The organism is Devosia sp. (assembly GCF_036563435.1).
Lineage (GTDB): Bacteria > Pseudomonadota > Alphaproteobacteria > Rhizobiales > Devosiaceae > Devosia.
The window spans coordinates 72,917-90,522 of the sequence record NZ_DATCMJ010000019.1; the positions used below are offsets into that span (position 1 = coordinate 72,917).

At 63.5% G+C, this 17,606-nt stretch carries 17 protein-coding genes and 1 pseudogene; 13 read left to right on the top strand and 5 right to left on the bottom strand.

From position 1 onward, the window contains the following. Positions 1 to 390 precede the first annotated feature (390 nt). On the bottom strand, positions 391 to 1,983 hold the full coding sequence (pckA, locus tag VIL88_RS16905; RefSeq protein WP_331990787.1) for a phosphoenolpyruvate carboxykinase (ATP): 1,593 nt from the start codon (positions 1,981 to 1,983) through the stop codon (positions 391 to 393). A gap of 236 nt (positions 1,984 to 2,219) precedes the next feature. Between pckA and VIL88_RS16910 the strand changes: the two genes are divergently transcribed. From VIL88_RS16910 to tsaE, 9 genes are all read left to right on the top strand, one after another. Then, positions 2,220 to 2,936 carry a response regulator transcription factor gene (locus VIL88_RS16910; protein WP_331990788.1) on the top strand — a complete coding sequence of 239 codons (717 nt, stop codon included), beginning with the start codon at positions 2,220 to 2,222 and terminating at the stop codon, positions 2,934 to 2,936. 14 nt (positions 2,937 to 2,950) lie between these two features. Beyond that, complete coding sequence (locus VIL88_RS16915; RefSeq protein ID WP_414650162.1) at positions 2,951 to 4,756, top strand: stimulus-sensing domain-containing protein; 1,806 nt, start codon at positions 2,951 to 2,953, stop codon at positions 4,754 to 4,756. 6 nt (positions 4,757 to 4,762) lie between these two features. Then, a complete protein-coding gene (locus VIL88_RS16920) occupies positions 4,763 to 5,242 on the top strand; it encodes an HPr kinase/phosphatase C-terminal domain-containing protein (RefSeq protein ID WP_331990790.1) in 480 nt (159 codons plus the stop codon). A 145-nt stretch (positions 5,243 to 5,387) separates the two neighbouring features. Next, the gene (locus VIL88_RS16925) at positions 5,388 to 5,789 is read left to right on the top strand and encodes a PTS sugar transporter subunit IIA (RefSeq protein WP_331990791.1); all 402 of its coding nucleotides are present in this window, start codon (positions 5,388 to 5,390) and stop codon (positions 5,787 to 5,789) included. Next, positions 5,789 to 6,100, top strand: a complete 312-nt coding sequence (locus VIL88_RS16930; RefSeq protein WP_331990792.1) for an HPr family phosphocarrier protein — start codon at positions 5,789 to 5,791, stop codon at positions 6,098 to 6,100. The genes VIL88_RS16925 and VIL88_RS16930 overlap by 1 nt, the downstream gene beginning before the upstream one ends. A gap of 57 nt (positions 6,101 to 6,157) precedes the next feature. Continuing rightward, the gene (locus VIL88_RS16935; RefSeq protein WP_331990793.1) at positions 6,158 to 6,673 is read left to right on the top strand and encodes a DUF2937 family protein; all 516 of its coding nucleotides are present in this window, start codon (positions 6,158 to 6,160) and stop codon (positions 6,671 to 6,673) included. Between the two features lie 88 nt (positions 6,674 to 6,761). Beyond that, positions 6,762 to 8,162 (top strand): adenosylhomocysteinase, encoded by a 1,401-nt coding sequence (gene ahcY, locus VIL88_RS16940; protein ID WP_331990794.1) that lies wholly within the window; start codon positions 6,762 to 6,764, stop codon positions 8,160 to 8,162. 398 nt (positions 8,163 to 8,560) lie between these two features. Then, positions 8,561 to 11,020 carry a sensor histidine kinase gene (locus tag VIL88_RS16945; RefSeq protein ID WP_331990795.1) on the top strand — a complete coding sequence of 820 codons (2,460 nt, stop codon included), beginning with the start codon at positions 8,561 to 8,563 and terminating at the stop codon, positions 11,018 to 11,020. Then, positions 11,020 to 11,445: a tRNA (adenosine(37)-N6)-threonylcarbamoyltransferase complex ATPase subunit type 1 TsaE gene (gene tsaE, locus VIL88_RS16950; RefSeq protein ID WP_331990796.1), complete on the top strand. Its 426-nt coding sequence runs from the start codon at positions 11,020 to 11,022 to the stop codon at positions 11,443 to 11,445. The genes VIL88_RS16945 and tsaE overlap by 1 nt, the downstream gene beginning before the upstream one ends. On the opposite strand, the gene VIL88_RS16955 is transcribed toward tsaE, so the two are convergent. Continuing rightward, positions 11,416 to 11,877 (bottom strand): DUF1810 domain-containing protein, encoded by a 462-nt coding sequence (locus tag VIL88_RS16955; RefSeq protein WP_331990797.1) that lies wholly within the window; start codon positions 11,875 to 11,877, stop codon positions 11,416 to 11,418. The two genes, tsaE and VIL88_RS16955, sit on opposite strands and share 30 nt — an antisense overlap. Before the next feature lie 120 nt (positions 11,878 to 11,997). Here VIL88_RS16955 and VIL88_RS16960 point away from each other — a divergent pair, with 120 nt between their 5' ends. Then, positions 11,998 to 12,195: a hypothetical protein gene (locus VIL88_RS16960; protein WP_331990798.1), complete on the top strand. Its 198-nt coding sequence runs from the start codon at positions 11,998 to 12,000 to the stop codon at positions 12,193 to 12,195. A gap of 35 nt (positions 12,196 to 12,230) precedes the next feature. Here VIL88_RS16960 and VIL88_RS16965 read toward each other — a convergent pair whose 3' ends face one another. Beyond that, positions 12,231 to 13,052 carry a DUF1206 domain-containing protein gene (locus VIL88_RS16965; protein ID WP_331990799.1) on the bottom strand — a complete coding sequence of 274 codons (822 nt, stop codon included), beginning with the start codon at positions 13,050 to 13,052 and terminating at the stop codon, positions 12,231 to 12,233. 651 nt (positions 13,053 to 13,703) lie between these two features. On the opposite strand from VIL88_RS16965, the gene VIL88_RS16970 reads away from it, so the two are divergent. Both VIL88_RS16970 and VIL88_RS16975 read left to right on the top strand, forming a co-directional pair. After that, complete coding sequence (locus VIL88_RS16970; protein WP_331990800.1) at positions 13,704 to 13,985, top strand: hypothetical protein; 282 nt, start codon at positions 13,704 to 13,706, stop codon at positions 13,983 to 13,985. Between the two features lie 71 nt (positions 13,986 to 14,056). Next, positions 14,057 to 14,386, top strand: coding sequence for a hypothetical protein (locus VIL88_RS16975; protein ID WP_331990801.1), 330 nt, complete (start codon positions 14,057 to 14,059; stop codon positions 14,384 to 14,386). A gap of 68 nt (positions 14,387 to 14,454) precedes the next feature. On the opposite strand, the gene VIL88_RS16980 is transcribed toward VIL88_RS16975, so the two are convergent. After that, positions 14,455 to 16,104, bottom strand: a complete 1,650-nt coding sequence (locus VIL88_RS16980; protein ID WP_331990802.1) for a P-loop ATPase, Sll1717 family — start codon at positions 16,102 to 16,104, stop codon at positions 14,455 to 14,457. Between the two features lie 139 nt (positions 16,105 to 16,243). After that, positions 16,244 to 17,038: an aminoglycoside phosphotransferase family protein gene (locus tag VIL88_RS16985; protein ID WP_331990803.1), complete on the bottom strand. Its 795-nt coding sequence runs from the start codon at positions 17,036 to 17,038 to the stop codon at positions 16,244 to 16,246. 172 nt (positions 17,039 to 17,210) lie between these two features. Between VIL88_RS16985 and VIL88_RS16990 the strand changes: the two are divergent. Continuing rightward, positions 17,211 to 17,496 (top strand): annotated as a pseudogene (locus VIL88_RS16990) (GIY-YIG nuclease family protein). The last annotated feature ends 110 nt before the right edge of the window (positions 17,497 to 17,606 follow it).

Below are 17,606 nucleotides of genomic sequence, written 5' to 3' on the forward strand. Positions count from 1 at the left end.
TTAGGCCGAGGGTGACGTGAGGGGGGATCCGGCTGGTGGCACGAGGTATGGGAGATTGCAAAACCCCCACCCTCGATCCCTCCCCTCAAGGGGGGAGGGAAGGTCGACTGCGGGTGCGGGGGTGTGCCCGGGGCAGGTCGCTGGACGACGGCTCCCTCCACCCGGCGTCACCCGTGTTCGATGGATCGCGGGACCAACCCACTGGCCGTCACCCTCGGGCTTACCCGAGGGGACTGTACTTGAGCGGAATCAAGAGAAGTGAAGAGCCCTGGGTAGAGCCCGAGGGTGACGCCGCGGTGGGTGGGGAGCCGCCCGGTCGAGCCTGAGGGTGACGTCTGGTGGGTGAAGAGCCCTCGGGACGAGCCCGAGGGTGACGTGTGGTGGCGGTACCTACTCCGCCGCTTGCAGCAGGAGGGGGCCGGCGGTGGGGTGGGCGGGAGTGCCGAATTTATCGAAGTTGGCGCGGAAGAGGTTGGCGAGGTGGAGGGCCTGGCGGTCGTATGCGGCCGGGTCGGCCCAGGTGGCGCGTGGCGTCAGGAGGCGCGGCTCGACCCCGGATACGGCCAGGGGAACCGCGAAGCCGAAAAGCTCGTCGATGCGCGTTTCGGCTCGGTCGAGTTCGCCGTCGAGCGCTGCCGAGAGCAGGCGGCGGGTCGAGGCGATGTCGATGCGCTTGCCGGTGCCATAGCCGCCGCCGGTCCAGCCGGTATTAAGCAGCCAGGTGGTGGCGCCGCTGTCGCGGAGCTTTTCGGCCAGCATGTCGCCATAGACCGTTGGGTGGAGCGACATGAAGGGCGCGCCGAAGCAGGCCGAGAATGTCGCCTGCGGCTCGGTCACGCCGCGTTCGGTGCCGGCGACCTTGGCGGTATAGCCGGACAGGAAGTGGTAGACCGCCTGCTCGGGCGTGAGGCGGGCGATGGGCGGCAGGACGCCGAAGGCATCGGCGGTAAGGAAGACCACGGTCTTGGGCGTAGCGCCGACGCTGCCCTTGGCGATAGCCGGCAGCACATCGAGCGGATAGGCGGCGCGGGTGTTTTCGGTCAGCGACACGTCGTCGAAATCAGGAACATGCCTGTCGTCCAGGACGACGTTTTCCAGCACGGTGCCGAAGCGCCTGGTGGCGGCGAAGATTTCGGGCTCCGCCTCGGGGCTCAGCTTGATGGTCTTGGCGTAGCAGCCGCCCTCGAGGTTGAAGACGCCATCGCCGCTCCAGCCGTGTTCGTCGTCGCCGATCAGCGGTCGGGCCGGGTCATTGCTGAGCGTGGTCTTGCCGGTGCCCGAAAGGCCGAAGAACAGGGCGGCTTCCCCGTCCTTGCCCAGATTGGCCGAGCAGTGCATGGGCAGGACACCCTGGCGCGGCGCGTGGAAGTTGAACAGAGAGAATACGGATTTCTTGATTTCCCCGGCATAGAGCGTGCCGGCGATGACCACCACATTGCGGCTCATGTCGAGCGCGATCACCGTGTCGGTGCGGCTGCCATGGCGCTCGGGGCTGGCGCGGAAATGGGGCGCGTGGACGATCGTGACCGGGGTGGGGTTGCTCGCCGTTTCCACCGTCTCGCCGGGGCGGATCAGGAGATTGCGGATAAAGAGCGCATGCCAGGCACTGGGGGTCAGGACCGTGACGCCATACTGGAAGCGCGGATCGGCCCCGGTCAGCAGATCCTGCCGGAACAGGGCGGCGCCGCCAAAGGAAGCGACCGCGTCCTCGAGCAGCGTGTCGAACTGCGCCGGGCTCATGGCGGCGCAATTGTCCCACCAGACGCTGGTTGCGGTCAAAGCGTCGCGGACGATGAACTTGTCCTTGGGCGAGCGGCCGGTGAAGGCGCCGGTGCGCACGGTGACAGCGCCGTCAACGGTCAACTCGCTTTCATCGCCCTGCAGCGAACGGGTGACCAGCACCGGAGCGCGATCGTTCACCGAAACCGTTCCGGCCAGCGCCGCAATCCGGCTGCGCAGGGTCTCATGATCGAACTGGGTCATGTGGGTCGCTCCAAAGATTGCGGCAAAGGTGCCGCCATGTTGGATCGAACCTAGGCGCTGATGGTTTAGCTCAGACAGCCCGAAATGCGTCTTACGACGGAAGTTGCATCAGGGCCACGGGGCGTTTGTCGGCCGCGGCGCCCTTGGCCGCGCCTTATTTAGTGCGTAATTGTCCAATGCAAGCGTACAACGACAAAGCCACATGTTTGCAAGCGTCCGAACAAGAAAGGCAGCCAATGCCCAAAATCGCCCTGGTCGATGACGACCGCAACATCCTGACCTCCGTCTCGCTGACGCTGGAAGCCGAAGGCTACCAAGTCGCCACCTATACCGACGGGGCGTCCGGTCTTGAGGGGCTGACCACCGACAAGGCGGACCTGGCCATTCTCGACATCAAGATGCCGCGCATGGACGGCATGGAACTGCTGCGCCGCCTGCGCCAGAAGTCGGACGTGCCGGTGATATTCCTGACCTCCAAGGACGAGGAAATCGACGAACTCTTCGGGCTCAAGATGGGCGCCGACGACTTCATCACCAAGCCGTTCTCGCAGCGTCTGCTGGTGGAGCGGGTGAAGGCCATCCTTCGCCGCTCGGCCCCGCGCGACCCCTCGGCGCCTGCCGGCGCGACTGGCGAGCCGCAACCGGGCAAGGCTCTGATCGAGCGCGGCTCGCTGGTGATGGACGAGGAACGCCACACCTGCACCTGGAAGGGACAGCGCGTGACGCTGACGGTTACCGAATTTTTGATCCTCCAGGCGCTGGCACTGCGCCCCGGCGTAGTCAAGTCGCGCAATGCGCTGATGGACGCGGCCTATGACGACCAGGTCTATGTGGACGATCGCACCATCGACAGTCACATCAAGCGCCTGCGCAAGAAGTTCAAGCAGACCGACGACGATTTCGAGATGATCGAAACGCTTTACGGCGTCGGCTACCGCTTCAAGGAGCAATAGTTCCGCAAGTGGCGATCCTCGATCCGGAGCAGCAGGGCCGCACCGACGCGTCGCAGCAATGGCGCGCGCCGGGAGCCGACGAGCCTGCGCCGGAGCGGGAAAAGCGGAGGTCCGCCAGAAGCTGGCGGACATTGCTGGCGCCCTTCTACAAGCTGTCCAGCGGCATCGGGCGCTTCCTGAACTTCACCATCTTCTCGAGCCTCACCCAGCGCATCATCGTGCTGAACCTGGCGGGGTTGCTGGTGCTGGTCATCGGCATCCTCTACCTCAACCAGTGGCGCGCCGGGCTGATCGACGCGCGCGTGCAGTCGCTGCGGGTGCAGGGCGAGATCATCGCCGCCGCCATTGCCGCCTCGGCGACCGTGGACAGCGACGTCATTTCGGTCAATCCCGATCGCCTGCTGCAGCTGCAGGGGGACGGCACGGTGTCGTCTTTCTCCTATTTCGACCCGAGTCTGGAATTCCCCATCAATCCGGAGCGGGTGGCGCCGCTTTTGCGCAACCTCATCATCCCCACCCGCACCCGGGCCCGCATCTACGACCAGGGCGGGCTGATGATCCTCGACAGCGACAATATCTACGCCCGCGGCGACGCGCCGCGCACGGTGATCGAGACCGAGCAGCAGAGCTTTTTCCTCTGGGACTGGTGGAATGCCGTCCTCTCCTGGGTGCCGGGCGACAACTTCCCGCGCTATCAGGATTTCGGCGTCGAGCAGGGCGGGCGCTATCCAGAAGTGTCCTCGGCCCTCCAGGGCGCGCCGGCCGATTTCGTGCGGGTCGACGACCATAATCAGCTGGTGGTTTCGGTTGCAGTCCCCGTGCAGCGCATGCGCGCCGTGGTGGGCGCCATCCTCCTTTCCACCGCCCCTGGCGATATCGACGCCGTGGTGGCGCAGGAGCGCTGGAGCATCCTCCGCATCGCCATGATCGCAGCGGCGGTGCAGATCGCGCTGTCGCTCCTGATGGCCGGCACCATTGCCGGGCCGATGCGGCGCCTGTCGGAGGCGGCCGAGCGGGTGCAGACCGCAGGCAATGCCCGCGCCGAAATCCCCGACTTCACCGATCGCCCCGACGAGATCGGGCACCTGAGCGGCGCTTTGCGGCGGATGACGGACGCGCTCTATAATCGCATTGAGGCCATCGAGCGCTTCGCGGCCGACGTGGCTCATGAGCTCAAGAACCCGCTGACCTCCCTCCGCAGCGCGGTAGAAACCCTGCCGCTGGCCAAGCGTGCGGAGGACCGGGCGCGGCTCAACGACATCATCCAGCACGACGTCAAACGCCTTGATCGCCTGATCACCGATATATCCAGCGCCAGCCGGCTCGATGCCGAACTGGCGCGCGAGGGTTCGGAACGGGTGGACGTCGAAAAGCTCGCCGAGGCCATGGTGGGCATCCAGAAGGACATGGCGCAAGGCCGCGGCGTGTCCGTGGAGATGGGCAAGCGCGCCGGCAAGGGTGCGGCGGTGATCAACGGGCACGAGTCGCGGCTGGCGCAGGTCTTTGCCAACCTGATTGACAATGCCGTCTCCTTTTCGCCGCCGGGCGGCGTGGTGCGCGTAGCGATTTCGACTGATGCCGAACAGATCGTGGTGACCGTCACCGACGAGGGGCCGGGCATCACGGGGGACTTCGGCAAGATCTTCCAGCGCTTCTATACCGACCGGCCCGAGGGCGAGAGCTTTGGCGACCATTCAGGGCTGGGCCTTTCGATCAGCAAGCAGATCGTGGAAGCGCACAAGGGTACGATCCGCGCCCAAAACCGGCAGGACCGCTCCGGCGCGATCTTCACCATCGTCCTGCCGCGGATCAGGAGATAGGGGCTCATGACCAGGAACGTGCATGGAACGGGACTGCTGCTGGGCGAGACCGGCGTCTTGCTGCGGGGTCCCTCGGGCGCCGGCAAGTCCGTGCTGGCGTTGAGCCTCCTTGATCGCTGGGAGGGGCGGGGACTGGCAGCGTTTCTCGTCGCCGACGATCGTGTCGATCTTGTCCCCACCGGCGCTGGGTTGACCATGGTGGCGCCCGATCAACTGGCGGGTCTGATCGAGCTGCGCGGGCGCGGCATAGTGCAGCGGCCCTTCCGCCGCGAGGTGCCGCTTCATCTGGTGATCGACCTTGTGCCCGACCTGGTGCGCATGCTCGAGGAAGACCAGATGGTAGCGGAAATCGAGGGCGTGACCCTGCCGCGCGCGCCGGTGCCCTCGGGAGGCGTGGTCAGCGTTGGCCATCAACTGCTGCTTGTGATCGAGGCCATTGCCGCCCTTGGGCGCAACGCGACGGCATCGGCAGAAAAAACAGCTTGAATCGCATGCCGTCAGCGCCGAAAATGCCGGCTGCTCGTCCTTTTGGGGCCGGGTTCGCGTTCGTTGGGGCCTTATCAGTCTTTCAACGAACAGGGGGCAGGATTCGCTGTGTTGCCGGCGTGGACCGGCAGGCTGAGGACGTGGCATGATAGGTCTGGTTTTGGTGACGCATGGTGCGCTTGCCAATGAATTCAAGTCGGCACTCGAGCATGTCGTGGGGCCGCAGGACTTCTGCGAAACCATCGCCATCGGTCCTGACGACAATATGGAAAATCGGCGCAACGACATCCTGGCCGCGGTGGACCGCGCCGATGACGGCGCCGGCGTCATCATCCTGACCGATATGTTCGGCGGCACGCCCTCCAACCTCGCCATTTCCGTGATGCAGAACCGCGACGTGGAAGTGATCGCCGGGGTCAACCTGCCCATGCTGGTCAAGCTCGGCCGGGTGCGCGGCGACATGGTGATCAAGGATGCGGTCAACCTTGCCCAGGAAGCGGGGCGCAAATACATCACCGTGGCCAATTCCATCCTCGGTGCCGGCTAATGGACGGGGCGGCGGGAGGCGGCAGGGCCGTTGCCCAGCAGTTGACGATCGTCAACCGCAAGGGCCTCCATGCCCGCGCCTCGGCGCGTTTCGTGCGGACCGCCGAATGCTATGATGCCAGCATCAGCGTTATCAAGGACGGCACTTCGGTCAGCGGCAATTCCATCATGGGGCTGATGATGCTGGGCGCCGGACCGGGCTCTACCATCCTGGTCCAGGCCAGCGGCAAGCAGGCCCGCGAGGCGCTGGAGGCGATCGTGGAGCTGGTCAACAACGGCTTCGACGAAGACAGTGACGGCGTCGCCGGCTGAACGCGATCGGAACGCCGGAGCGTGCCGCCCATTGTGTGAGCGCAGGCGGAGGGGTTCATGCGGCGAGCGATAGCGTCGGTTGCGGGATTGGGGCTGGCACTCGTGCTCAGCCAGTTTCCCGAATATGCCCAGCAATATACGCAGCGCCTCGGCGGAGCGGTGGACGAGCTCCGCGTCATCACCGAGGACTTCGACCGCGCCGCGCTTGCCGGCGGGCTCGATCGGGCAGCGGCGCTCGAGCGTTATAACGCCTCCAACGATGACTTCCTGGCTGGCCGCGGGACCTCGATGACGGCCACTTTCCAGCGCTACGAGCAGCTCAGCGCCATGCTGGCAGAGGTGGAAGGTGCCGATGCGGTGGGGCGGTTCCAGGCACTGCCGGCCTATCTCGACAGTGACATCGGCCAAAGGACGCTGGCCAATTATCGGCCCGCCGTGCCGGTGACGATGGAAGGTATCCTTTATGCCGGTGGCGGCTTCATCCTTGGGTACCTGATCCTGTCGAGTCTCTGGCGCTTCTGCGCGCTGCCCGTCCAGCGCTGGCGCCGGCGCCGCTATGCAGCCTATCGCTGACGCAGATATAAACATTTCTTTATATCATGTTGATCGGCGACCCTGCCTTGCGTATAGCAGGAGCTGCCATTTCCTGCCGGAGCCAGACATGACCGCCACAGCGACCGACTATGCGATCAAGGACATTTCCCTCGCCGCCTTTGGCCGCAAGGAACTCGACATTGCCGAGATCGAGATGCCGGGTCTGATGGCCATTCGCGCCGAATTTGCCGCGTCGCAGCCGCTCAAGGGCGCCCGCATCGCCGGTTCGCTGCACATGACCATCCAGACCGCCGTGCTGATCGAGACGCTGGTGGCGCTGGGCGCCGAGGTGCGCTGGGTCTCGTGCAATATCTTCTCGACCCAGGATCATGCCGCCGCGGCGATCGCCGCCGCCGGCATCCCGGTTTTCGCGCACAAGGGCGAAACGCTGGAAGAATATTGGGACTTCACCGACCGCATGATGGACTGGCCGGGCGCCACGCCCAACATGATCCTCGACGACGGCGGCGACGCCACCATGTACATCCTGACTGGCGCCAAGGCGGAAAACGATATTTCGGTTCTCGAAAATCCCGGCAACGAGGAAGAGGAAATCTTCTTTGCCACCATCCGGCGCCGCCTCGCCAAGTCCCCGGGCTTCTTCAGCAAGATCCGCGATGCCATCCGCGGCGTTTCCGAAGAAACCACCACGGGCGTGATGCGCCTCTACCAGCTTCACGCCAAGGGCGAGCTCCCGTTCCCGGCCATCAACGTCAACGACTCGGTCACCAAGTCCAAGTTCGACAACAAGTATGGGACGCGTGAATCGCTGGTCGATGCGATCCGCCGCGGCACCGACGTGATGCTGGCAGGCAAGGTGGCCGTCGTTTGCGGCTATGGTGACGTGGGCAAGGGGTCGGCTGAATCGCTGCGCGGCGCCGGCGCCCGCGTGCTGGTGACTGAAGTTGACCCGATCTGCGCCCTCCAAGCAGCGATGGAAGGCTTCGAAGTGGTGACGCTCGCCGACGCTGCCCCGCGGGCCGATATTGTCGTGACCGCAACCGGCAACAAGGATGTGCTGACGCTCGACGATATGCGCAACCTCAAGGATATGGCCATTGTTTGCAATATCGGCCACTTCGACAACGAGATCCAGGTTGCGGCGCTCCGCAACTTTAAGTGGACCAATGTGAAGCCGCAGGTCGACCTGGTCGAAAAGCCCGATGGCAAGCGCCTGATCCTCCTCTCCGAGGGGCGTCTGGTGAACCTGGGCAATGCCACCGGGCATCCGAGCTTCGTGATGTCGGCCTCCTTCAGCAACCAGACGCTGGCGCAGATCGAGCTCTGGACCAATGGCGACAAGCTCGAAAAGAAGGTGCATGTCCTGCCCAAGCATCTCGACGAAAAGGTCGCCGAACTGCATCTGGCCAAGCTCGGAGCCAAGCTGACCAAGCTCACCAAGGATCAGGCGGATTATATCGGCGTCTCGCCGGAAGGTCCGTTCAAGAGCGGTGAATACCGCTACTAGCAGCGGATTGGATCGAGCAGGACGCCCGTGGCTTTGGCTGCGGGCGTTTGATTTTGGGGGTGGGTGCTCCGCCGGTTAGCCACTCGGCCATAGGCCTCATGGCCTTCGAACCTAAAATCGCTCCACCGGAGCGATTTTGCGCGAAGCGCCGGTTCGAAGTTTCTGCTTCGTTCTTGGTCAATCCCCGATAAGGCGGCTTTGCCCATAATGCACATTCATTAAGACTCTTTTAGGTGATTCACCGTGCCGGTATGGTCGGGGTGATTCGGCTAGCAGGGGACGCGCAGCCGGGTTGGAGAGGGCCGGAATCCTTGGGGAGTCCGCGTTGGCCGCTTCTTTGTACCGCGTATCGGCCGATGGGCCGGCCGACACCATTTTTGATTGACCTTGAGGCAGCTATGGCGCCGGATCACCTCCGGAAGCAATTGGGATTCGCGGCGATCGGCGCCGCGCCCCTGACCCTGATGATGGCGGTCCCCGCCCTCGCACAGGGCATCAATCCGGCCAGCATAGCCGGTGCAGCACCCATAGCTATCGCTGTTGGAGCCGGTGCCTTTGCCGTCCTGGCCGTGACGGTCGTGCGAACGATGTTGGCCGATGGCAAGGCGGCGCGGTACCGGGCGAGCGAACAGATCGCCGGTTTGCGCGCCATGGTCGACGAATACGAAGCCCTGCTCTCCGGCTCGCGCGAACTGACCGTGCTGTGGACCGAAAGCACCGGCGGTGCACCGCGCCTGCTGGGTCAAACAGCCGCCGTCTTGCCGCTGGGCCGGCAGCCGGACAGCATCCTCAGATTCTCGTCCTGGCTGGTACCGGGCGATGCCGACAAGCTTGGGCGCCTCCTTGAGGGGTTGCGGGTCGATGGCCACGCCTTTGCCGTTAGCCTCACGACGTTGGAGGGGCGGGTGATCCGCGCCGAGGGCTGGGTGCTCGGCAGTGGTGCCGCCATGCGCCTGCGCCCGGCTTTCCTCCAGGCCGGCGCCGAGCCTGCCCTGGTTGCCGCGGCAGCCTCGGGTGACCAGGCCAGTGTCCGCGCCGTTCTGGCAGCGCTGCCCCAGCCGGCCTTTGCCCGCGACAAGAGCAACCGCCTGGTCTTTGCCAATGGCGCCTATCTGGACCTTGCCAGGCGCCTGGGCAAAACCTGCAGCGAAACGGCACCAGCCGAATTGCTCGACACGCCGCAACTCAAGCAGCACCTGCAGCAATGCGCTGCCGGGGACAAGCCGGGCACCGTCTCGGTCACCTGGCCGGGCCAGGGCGCTTTCGAACTGGTGGAATTCCCCGTCAGCGAGGGCCGTGCCGGTTACCTGCGCCAGCTCGAAGACGAGGCGGCACCGGCCGCCAATGTGGGGCTTGCCCATGTGAGCGGCATCATCAGCGCCCTCACCACCCCGATCGCCATCTTCAACGCCAAGCGTGAACTGGTCCAGTTCAACGATGCCTATGCCAGTCTGTGGGGACTGAGCCGCAGCTTCCTTGTGCCTGGGCTCGATGAGCGCGCCATTCTCGACAAGCTGCGCACCGAGGGCATGTTGCCCAACGAGGTCGACTACCAGACCTGGCGCAGCAAGCACCTTGAGTCCTATTCCCGCAAGACGCCGCATGAGAACGAGCCGTGGCACCTGCCCGATGGCCGCACCATCAAGGTGATCTCGGCCCCCGCTGGCCCGCAGGGCGGCGTCATCTATGTGTTCGAGGACATCACCGAACGGCTCAAGCTCGAATCGACCAACAAGGCCTTCAGCAACGTCCAGCGCGAAACCATCAATGCCCTGAGCGAAGCGGTGGCCGTGTTCGGCACCAATGGACGGCTGACGCTGAGCAATCCGCGCCTTTCCGCCCTCTGGAAGCTGCCGACCAACGAACTGGGCCGCAATCCCCATATCGACCAGATCGCCGAGGCTTCGGGCCGCGCCATTCCCGAAGATGGTGCCAGCATCTGGCGCGATCTCAAGCGCGGCATCATCGATCTCAATCCCACTCGCTCCGACCAGACCGGGCGCCTCAACCGCTCGGACGGGCGGCTGCTCGACTATGCCATCACGCGCCTGCCCGATGGGCAGACCATGATGACATTTCTCGACGTCACCGAAAGCGCCAGCTATTCCAAGGTGCTCAAGGAACGAAACGACGCGCTCGTGGCGGCCGACCTGCTCAAGGACGCCTTTGTCGAGAACGTGTCCTATGAACTGCGCTCGCCCCTGACCAATATTATCGGCTTTGCCGATCTTCTCGCTGGGAGCGAAGGCGGCACGCTCAACGAGCGGCAGAAGGCCTATATCGACTATATCCGCGCCTCCTCGGTGACGCTGGGCGTGCTGATTGACAATATTCTCGACCTGGCCTCCGTCGATGCCGGGATCGCCGAATTGCGGCCCGAACTGCTCGACGTGCCGACCTTGATCGACAAGGCCAAGGCCGGTCTTTCGGCGACCTTCCCCGAGATATCGGGGGAGAAGCCGATCAACCTCGTGGTCGACATCGAGCCCGACATGCCGCCATTCATCGCCGATGGGACGCGCATCGTGCAGGTGCTCTATAACCTCCTCAGCAATGCCGCGCGCTTCTCGCCGCCGGGCGGGGAGATTCGCCTCTCGGTCAGCCATCGCGCCGAGCGGATGCTGTTCGTGATCGAGGACGAGGGCCCGGGCGTGACCGACGAGATGCGGGCGGCCATTCAGACGCGTATTGACACGCCTTCGGGACGGCAGCGCGGCGCCGGGTTGGGTCTCGCCATCGTCAAGACCTTCGTCAACCTCCATGGCGGCACCATCCTTGCTGAAAAGCGGGAACCGCGCGGCTCGCGCATCGTGGTCAACCTGCCGCGCGACAGCGCCATGGCCGGTGTCGCCGAATAATGGAGCAGATGCTCCCCGACGACGCGGCCACGGCGCAACTGGGGGCAGAACTCGCCAATACGCTGCAACCGGGTGATCTCGTCATTCTAGAGGGTGATCTGGGGGCGGGGAAAACGGCGCTGGCCCGCGCCATTATCCGGACGCTCACCGGTGATCCCGCGCTCGACGTGCCGTCGCCGACCTTTGCGCTGGTGCAGCCTTATGAAATGGCCAGGGGACCGGTGCTGCATGCCGATCTCTACCGGCTGGGCGATCCGCGGGAGGTCGATGAACTCGGGCTCCTCGACAATGCCGCCGCTATCGTCCTGGTCGAATGGGCCGAGCGATCTCCCGAGATCGTGGCGGCGGCGACGCATGTTGTGTCGCTGTCCATTCCGCCCGGTGGGGCGGGGCGGCTAGTCACCGTTCGCCGCCAGCAGCGTTAGGGTGGCCTGATCCTCGCGGCTATCGAAGAAGGCCCTTAGCGCCTCCCGAAATACCGGGTCTTCCGGATCGGCGGCGTGAAACAGTGTCATGGACGAATGGAACTTGCGGTCGTCGGGGGAGCCGAGGATCTGCCCCAGCGTCCGCGGTGCAGGGCCGCCGGGCGCATGGAGCAGCACGGCTCGGGTGCATTCATGGAGGCGCGCACGAAGGATCGGGTGCGCGAGATAGGCCTTGGCCTCCGTAAGGTCCGCGACGGCGAAGTGGCGCGCCGTTTCGCTGCGGCCGAGGCCGGCGAGCTGGGGAAAGATGAACCACATCCAGTGGCTCCGCTTCTGCCCGGCGCGCAGTTCGCCCAGCGCCTGCGGATAGACCTGGTTCTGCGCATCGAGGAACTTTTCGACAAAGGCTTGGCCGGCGCTGTGCTGAACCATGGTGAACTCCTTGCTCGACGGGAGGAGCAACGGCTGGACCCTCAGGGGGTTTCCCCATTGTGATCCGCCCTCCGGAACCACGCCGGGCGGTGGGCGATTGCTTTCCTGAAGGAGATTGCCATGCAGATGCCCCCCACCATTCCCACACTGCCCGATGACACCGAACCGGGCCCGGTGCCGCCTATCGGCCCCGGCCATGCCGAGCCCGACAACGAGGACGTGCCGCTGCCCGGTGGCGACGATCCAGGCGAAGCGCCCAGCTTCCCGCCCGAACAGACGCCCTTTCCCGACAGCACGGTGCAGTCGCCGCCGGTGTGATCCTGTCCCCGCCCCATGAGGGCGGCGATAGTTCTTTAGACGCCCGGCACCGCGTGCTTGACGTCGCTGAGGCTGGGGGCGTCGACGCGGCGATAAAGCGCCTGCACCACGCTATAGGCGCCAAAGGCAACGAGACCCAGCGCGGCAATGCCATAGAGCCAGCGGCCAAAGGGCAGGGCATGGACATAGTCGAGCGCCTGGCTGATGCCGCCTGCCTGTTCGGGCGAAACGGTGAAGGCGGCATAAAGGAGGAAACCGCCGATAATGGCCAGAAGCGCACCGCGCGCGGCCAGGCCGAAGCGGCAGACGGCATCGAGCCAGTTTTCGTGCGCGGGCGGCAGGTGGATGCGCTTGCGGTATTCGCGCGTCACGCCCTTCCAGATCTGCACGAGGCCGGCAATGATGACGCCGATGGCGACGAGGCCGAGAAGCCACATGCCGAAGGGCTGCTGCAGCAGCCAGGCCGAGGCACTTTCCTCGCCATTGCCACCGCCGCCGCTGCCGCCACCAGTCAGCGCCATGCGCGCCGCGGTGAGCGCGAGGAAGATATTGGCGCCGCCGCTGACCAGGGAGCCGACGCGGCCGATAAAGCCCTTGGCGTCGTCCTCGACATTGTCGGCGTTAAGTAGCCCCTGCGCCAGACGCCAGAGCACATAGCCAAAGAGCCCGACCGCAACGATGCCCATGAGGATACGGCCAAAGGGCAGGTCGAGAATGCTCGACAGGGCATCGGACGACCCCTGCGCATCGCTGCCGCCCCAGAGGGCGGAGGTGAGGGCGAGGCCGCCTAGGAGGATATAGACAAGGCCACGGGCGGCATAGCCGAGCCGGGCCAGGGTTTCGAAGTGATTTTGCATGGGTGACGCTCGCCTCTGTTGGTCAAAATGAAATGGCGGGCGTGCTCTTCCGTTCCGGCTTGCGCGGCGGGATCGAGCAAGCATGCGCAGGCGCCGCCCGGAGAGGCGGTGCGGGGTGGAAACGGCTCCGAGGCGGCAAGCGTCTCTGGGTGATTAGTAGGTGAGACGATTGCCGCCTCGGAGTGCCGATTTTACGCACGCTACCGGACTCGCGCCGCCCCCAACGCTCGCGGGGACGACGGCCGATAACTGCACGCGGTCCGGGATCCGGTATCCCCGTCCGTTCGGCATCCCACCGCAGCCGTCCGTCTCGACTCCGTTCCGTGCGGTGGTGACGAGGCCATTATGCGGCAGGTGGCGCGGGCGGGGATAAGTTTCTTCGGTGGCACTCTTCCCCCTTCCCCTTGGGGGGAAGGGTTGCGGTTCTGCGCTCGCCCATGCTTTTGGCCTCTGGATGGGCCGGAACCCCCACCCTGGCCTCCCCTCAAGGGGGAGGGGACAGACCGCGTTCGTGGCGCCACGTTGGGCATATCGAAGCATCAGACGGCAGCGTAGGCTGCAGCCGTTTACCCTCGGTTAACCATGAATGGAGGTCCCGGGAGCGCCGGGGCGACTGATGCATTGCATTTACATCAAATGCGAGGCAGCGCCATGACCACCGATCCCATTCTGAGCGACCGCGACGTCGCCGAATTCCTCGACCTGGCCCGCTCGGCCAATGTCCACTTCGACATCGTCCAGGACCGGCTCCACATCCGCATGGTCAATCCCGACTGGGCCATGTGGAAGCCCTGCCGGCACCTGCTCGACGAAATCGGCCAGGAGCGGATCGAGGCCTATGTGCGGCGCGAAGCGGCGCAGCACCAGGCCGTCACCCGCTGGACCCATCTCAGCGCCGAACGGCTGCACCTGGCGGCTGAGGCGATGCGCTAACCCGCTGGGAACAACCAATAGTTGTTCCTGGTTTGTTCCGAAGCTAGACTTGCGGGCGGAGACTTGAGTCGATGCCCTCACCCTATCGCGGCGAACGCCCCTATCCGGGCAAGGAATATCTGTTGCGCCACGCGGCAGCGGCCAACCAGCTGGTGGTCTGCCGCTGCAACCTTTGCCGCAAGCTCGTGCGCTACCTCGCCACCGATCTCGTCACCATCCTCGACCCCAATCGCGACGCCCTCGAGCCGCCCTTTGTCTGCTCGGGCTGCGGCAAGACGGACTATATCTATGTGAAGCTGACCTCGGCGATACCGGCCGATGTCGGGCACCTCCCGGTGCGACGGCCGGGACCGGTCCGGATGACGCGGACGTGGCGGTGGGTGAAGCTGGGGGATGAGTGAGGGGACTCGTTAAAACGATCACCTTAGCGCATAGCTGATGTTGCAGTGTAGAGATGGTGACTCTCGCCTCAACGGCTAGTGGGTTCACGTGCATCAACCAAGAGCGCTCTGTGCAACATGGGATGTATGTGCAGCCTGCTTGTTCCGTCGATCACATCAGGGGACATGATCGGAGTGTCCAGGTGGGACCAGAGGTACCTTTCGACTGAAGGCGTTTTGAGCCCTACTGCCCCGACACGATAAAGCTCGCTCACCGCTGTTCGTAATAATTCATCTTGGCTGCTACCTGCATTCGGCTGCAAAGTATTGATGGACAGCCTTACGATAGGATCAAGTGGTGCATTGGCGATTGCGCTGGCACCTATAACGAAGTCTTGCCACTGACTGCCCTCCACCAGTTCCTTTGCCTCGAAGACATGTCGCCGCCGCGAGAGAAGACGCAAACATACGTCGAGGCTAGGAAGCGCCGCCTTCCACTCGGCAATAAGCGCGTCACGTTGCTTGCTCGAGTAAAAACCCTCGGCATCTCGAATATTCTGCGCAGTAACCTGCCGACTATCTACCGCCTGTTCCAGGCAATAATTTACGAATGCGATAACGTCCCGAGGACGGTTCAGGGTTCGGCGCACGATGTACTGAAACGGGTCTACCTGCCCAACATTATGACTGAATATATCGGAAAAGTGGACATTTGCGTTGGTGTACTGTCGCCGAAATAGGAGTCCAATACGCTTGTTTGCTATTTCGAAAAGCTGCTTCTCATTCCACTTTATTCTGGCGAAGTAGTCTTCGTACTTGTCAGCCTGAAACCCGCTATCGGACGTTTCCTGGATTACGCGTTGATAGACGTCGATACGCAGCGCTACGGAGATGCTGCAATTTCCAATCGACCGGAACACACGGACCGCTTCGATTAGACCGCGAATTAGTTTGAAGCGAACCGCCTCATCGACCCAATTTTCGTCGATCTGATCGATGAAGATGGAGGCGTGCTTCTGATATTTCTGAGTTTGTACGAACTCTCCAAGCATTGAGATCACCGCAGATATATCTGCTAGCTGTTGAGGGCTAATGATCTGCTTTATGCGTCGGTCTAGCTGAGTCTTCTTGTCCTTGCTTAAGGTGCTGGCGTAACCCGCTCTCGCGGAGAATTTTTCGACCTCGATCCCGAGGTCCGCATGAACCTTTTCCTCCAGCTTCTCACTGATCTCCTTCACAGACTCGTCAGCCGTGATCCAAAATTTGTCTCGCCAGAGAGACAAATATTCTAGCGCCTTTGTCCTTCGAGGGTCTTTCTTATATCTGTCGTTCAGCTTCTCGAACAAGGATCGTGACGAGTTCAAGTCATTCACTTGGAAATAGACCTGAATAAAATTTAAAAGTAGAACATGCTTCCACATGTACTGAAAGAAAAGATTAAGCGGTGCATCCACGCTATCAAGGAAGGCAAATATGTCTGAGTTGGCGACGTATGTCATCGCCATGTCGTAGACGTTGATGCGTTGTGGACGTTCTTCCCCTCTCTCGATAATCCGTAATATTGCAGTCTTGCCTGATCCTGTTCGACCCAACACAAAGTTTTTTTGTTGGGGGTGACCTTGAACTGAAGCCAGCACAGGATTCGACACGAAAGCGTCGAAAAGGAAACTGTCGTCATTCTCAGCGGAGTTGGCGCCGATGTTGGCCCCTGCCGCAATTACAATCTTATCAGATTTCATCGAAAGCCCTCGAAGTCAGCTTCCATCAAAAGCAAACTGTAAATCAAGCATCGGACGCCTCCATCCACCGCCAACTTGTAGTTGTGCGAGAGAGTGGATCGGCGGAACTATAGAAAGGGCCGGAAGCGTTGCGAGATCGCTAGGTAAGCGCCCCTTCCAACACCTCCCTATTCCTTCCCATCCAAGCTGCACTCCTTGCCCGCCACGCCATGGCCCACAGTGCCTCGCTCGGCCCTGTGCTCTCCATCGTAATCCCCGCTTCCGCTGCTTCGTTGGCGGCGTCGGCGATGGCCAGTTCGATCATGGTGGGGACGAGGCGGGGGCGGTCGCGGGGGGCGAGGGCGTAGCCGTCGGTGATGGCGCGGAGGTAGCGGGCGCGGGTGGCGAGTGGGGGCAGGTTGAGACGCTCGGCGAGGTCATCGTCGAAAAGGTGGGCGTTGAGCCAGCAGAGCTGGGCGAGTTCGACCAGCGGATCGACCGGGCCGGCCTGTTCCCAGTCGATGAAGCCGGTGGGTTGGCCGCCCTGGGCGATGATGTTCCAGTCGCCGAGGTCGCAATGGCCGACCAGGCGTGGTCCGGTGCCGAGGGTCCGGCCGAACCAGGGGCGCCATTGGGCGTCTTCAGGTGGCGTGAAGCGGCGGCTGATGTCGTGGAAGCGCCGCAGCATCTGGCCGAGGGTGAACATCGCTTCTTCCGGCCAGGGGCCGGGATGGGGCGAGGTGCCGGGGAGGAAGGAAAGGGTTTCGCGGCCTTGGCGGTCGAAACCGCTGCCGACGACGCGCGGGGCGGCGGTGAAACCTTCCTGTTCGAGATGGCGGAGGAGCCTGTGGACGGCAGGCGCCCAGGGGCCGGTCTGGCGGTGAACCACGTCGCCGATGCGCGACACCGCCGTGCGGCCGCCGCCGGTGAGGGAGATTTCGGTGGGGTTGGTCATGGGGAGAGTGAGGCAGTGCAGAGCCCTCGGGTCAAGCCCGAGGGTGACGGTCTGTGGGTGGGTTGATGTTGTGCCTATGGAACGATGCGGTGCTTGGGGGCACAGGGATGCAACACTCCTGATTGTCACCCTCGGGCTTGACCCGAGGGGGCTTCACTTCCAATCATTGGGCATGGCTGCGTATACCTACATCCTTGCCGACATGCGCCGGGCCGCACCTATATCGGGGTGACCAATGACCTGGTGCGTCGCGTGTATGAGCACCGCGAAGGGCTGGCCGAGGGTATACGCGCAAGAACAATATTAAGCGGCTGGTGCATTATGAGGTGCATGACAGCATCGTCGTTGCGATCCAGCGGGAGAAGACGCTGAAGCGCTGGTATCGAGCGTGGAAAGACTCGCTCATCGAGGAGCACAATCCGGAGTGGCGTGACCTTTGGGACGAGATCGTCAAGTGAAGAGCCCTCGGGCTTGACCGAGGGTGACGATCTGAGTTGGTGGCGGAATGGTGGCTCGCACCGACCGTCACCCTCGGGCTTGACCCAAGGGGACTGTACTTGGCTGAAGC

What these genes read in the sequence shown, in the direction of transcription:
- pckA (WP_331990787.1), bottom strand. Translation starts at nt 1,983, where the DNA reads ATGACCCAGTTCGATCATGAGACCCTGCGCAGCCGGATTGCGGCGCTG.
- VIL88_RS16910 (WP_331990788.1), top strand. Translation starts at nt 2,220, where the DNA reads ATGCCCAAAATCGCCCTGGTCGATGACGACCGCAACATCCTGACCTCC.
- VIL88_RS16920 (WP_331990790.1), top strand. Translation starts at nt 4,763, where the DNA reads ATGACCAGGAACGTGCATGGAACGGGACTGCTGCTGGGCGAGACCGGC.
- VIL88_RS16925 (WP_331990791.1), top strand. Translation starts at nt 5,388, where the DNA reads ATGATAGGTCTGGTTTTGGTGACGCATGGTGCGCTTGCCAATGAATTC.
- VIL88_RS16930 (WP_331990792.1), top strand. Translation starts at nt 5,789, where the DNA reads ATGGACGGGGCGGCGGGAGGCGGCAGGGCCGTTGCCCAGCAGTTGACG.
- VIL88_RS16935 (WP_331990793.1), top strand. Translation starts at nt 6,158, where the DNA reads ATGCGGCGAGCGATAGCGTCGGTTGCGGGATTGGGGCTGGCACTCGTG.
- ahcY (WP_331990794.1), top strand. Translation starts at nt 6,762, where the DNA reads ATGACCGCCACAGCGACCGACTATGCGATCAAGGACATTTCCCTCGCC.
- VIL88_RS16945 (WP_331990795.1), top strand. Translation starts at nt 8,561, where the DNA reads ATGGCGCCGGATCACCTCCGGAAGCAATTGGGATTCGCGGCGATCGGC.
- tsaE (WP_331990796.1), top strand. Translation starts at nt 11,020, where the DNA reads ATGGAGCAGATGCTCCCCGACGACGCGGCCACGGCGCAACTGGGGGCA.
- VIL88_RS16955 (WP_331990797.1), bottom strand. Translation starts at nt 11,877, where the DNA reads ATGGTTCAGCACAGCGCCGGCCAAGCCTTTGTCGAAAAGTTCCTCGAT.
- VIL88_RS16960 (WP_331990798.1), top strand. Translation starts at nt 11,998, where the DNA reads ATGCAGATGCCCCCCACCATTCCCACACTGCCCGATGACACCGAACCG.
- VIL88_RS16965 (WP_331990799.1), bottom strand. Translation starts at nt 13,052, where the DNA reads ATGCAAAATCACTTCGAAACCCTGGCCCGGCTCGGCTATGCCGCCCGT.
- VIL88_RS16970 (WP_331990800.1), top strand. Translation starts at nt 13,704, where the DNA reads ATGACCACCGATCCCATTCTGAGCGACCGCGACGTCGCCGAATTCCTC.
- VIL88_RS16975 (WP_331990801.1), top strand. Translation starts at nt 14,057, where the DNA reads ATGCCCTCACCCTATCGCGGCGAACGCCCCTATCCGGGCAAGGAATAT.
- VIL88_RS16980 (WP_331990802.1), bottom strand. Translation starts at nt 16,104, where the DNA reads ATGAAATCTGATAAGATTGTAATTGCGGCAGGGGCCAACATCGGCGCC.
- VIL88_RS16985 (WP_331990803.1), bottom strand. Translation starts at nt 17,038, where the DNA reads ATGACCAACCCCACCGAAATCTCCCTCACCGGCGGCGGCCGCACGGCG.